This is a genomic window from Clostridium sp., assembly GCF_040797585.1.
Lineage (GTDB): Bacteria > Bacillota > Clostridia > Clostridiales > Clostridiaceae > Clostridium_Z.
This window is the reverse complement of record NZ_JBFNEO010000321.1, coordinates 1-1,714: the sequence shown is the minus strand read 5'-3', so window position 1 is coordinate 1,714 and position 1,714 is coordinate 1. Positions and strand designations below refer to the sequence as shown.

Below are 1,714 nucleotides of genomic sequence, written 5' to 3'. Positions count from 1 at the left end.
CAGGTCTTCACGCCATAAGGTCACAAGATAAAAATCATTGGTATAAGTTAAGAACCCTATATAGATGTACCATTCTAAACTTAATCTTGAATATGTTGTAAATCATAGTATCATGAGGTTTAGTTTAAGTGCGATGTAGTATATCTATAACTTATATGCTTTATTATATAGATTTTAACAATAAATAAAAACATAGTTTATAAGAAGTTGATTTTTTAGTGCGGAGGATAATATATGGAAAGATTATTGATTTTAGATAGTAACAGTCTTATGAATAGAGCATATTATGCATTGCCTTTACTTAGCAATAGTGAAGGAATTCATACTAATGCTGTACTTGGGTTTACATCTATGCTTTTTAAAATGAAGGAAGAGATAAATCCAGATTATATAGTTGCAACCTTTGATAGAAAGGCTCCAACATTTAGACATGTAGAATATAAGGATTATAAGGCTGGAAGAAAAAAGATGCCGCCAGAGCTTGCAGAGCAATTCCCTATAGTAAAGGATATGCTTAAACTTTTAGATATAAATATATTTGAAATAGATGGATTTGAAGCAGATGATTTAATAGGAACTTTAGCTAATCATGCGGAAAAAAACAACATGGAAGTATACATTGTGACTGGAGATAAGGATGCTCTTCAATTAGCAACTAAAAATATAAAGGTAGTAATAACTAAAAAAGGTATAACAGAGAAAGTAATCTATGATGAGGATGCTATGATAGAAGAGTATGGAATCACTCCTAAAGAGTTTATAGATGTTAAGGGACTTATGGGAGATACATCAGATAATATACCAGGAGTGCCAGGGGTTGGAGAGAAAACCGCTATAAAACTCATAAAGACCTATGGAAGTGTAGAAGGTGTATTAGAGAATTTAGAAGAGATTAGTGGTAAAAAGTTAAAGGAAAACCTTATGGAATATAGAGAACAAGCTATATTCTCAAAGAAGCTCGCAACTATAATGACAGAGGTACCAGTAGAAATTGATTTAGAAGAGATAAAATCTAAGAAAAATTTAGACATTGAGGGTGTAAGACAACTTTTCTATAAGTTACAATTTAAATCCCTACTAGATAAATTACCAAAGAGTGAGAATATAAAAGAAGAAGAGGAAAATATTGAAACCAATGATATAAAAACTTTAGACCATATTAAAAGTTTTAAAGAATATGTTGGAAATGAAGAATTATATCTAACTTTTAATATAGAGGGTACTTCAAAATACTCTTCCTTAAACCTAAAAGAACTATATATTAGAGCTCAGAATACAGTATATTTTATTAATATGGATAGTTTAGAGGAAACTGTATTAAAAGAATTAAAGGATATTTTAGAAGACGACAAAATTAAGAAAATAGCTTTTGATGTTAAAAGTGCATATAGTGCCTTAGGAAAAAGGGGCATAGCTCTTAAAAACCTTGTATTTGATGTGAAAATTGCAGCATATCTTGTAGATGCATCTAAGGGAGATTATGAGGCTAAGGTGTTAATAAATGAATACCTTCATAGAGATGTTCAGGGAGAAGATAAGGATATAAGAATTAAAGAAACTTTCTATTTAAAAGATTTATATGAAGCCATAAATAAAAAAATACTAGAAGGGGGTATGGAGAAACTTTTATATGACATAGAGCTTCCATTAACTAAGGTACTTTCTAATATGGAGTCTATAGGATTTAAGGTAAATAGAGATATATTAGATACCC

Annotated in this window: 1 protein-coding gene; it reads left to right on the top strand. The window is 29.8% G+C overall.

All coding sequences use genetic code 11. The annotated features are described in order from the left end of the window. Nucleotides 1–234: 234 nt before the first annotated feature. Nucleotides 235–1,714: 5'-3' exonuclease H3TH domain-containing protein (locus AB2369_RS13190; protein ID WP_367666930.1), on the top strand; the 1,480-nt coding region annotated here is incomplete at its 3' end.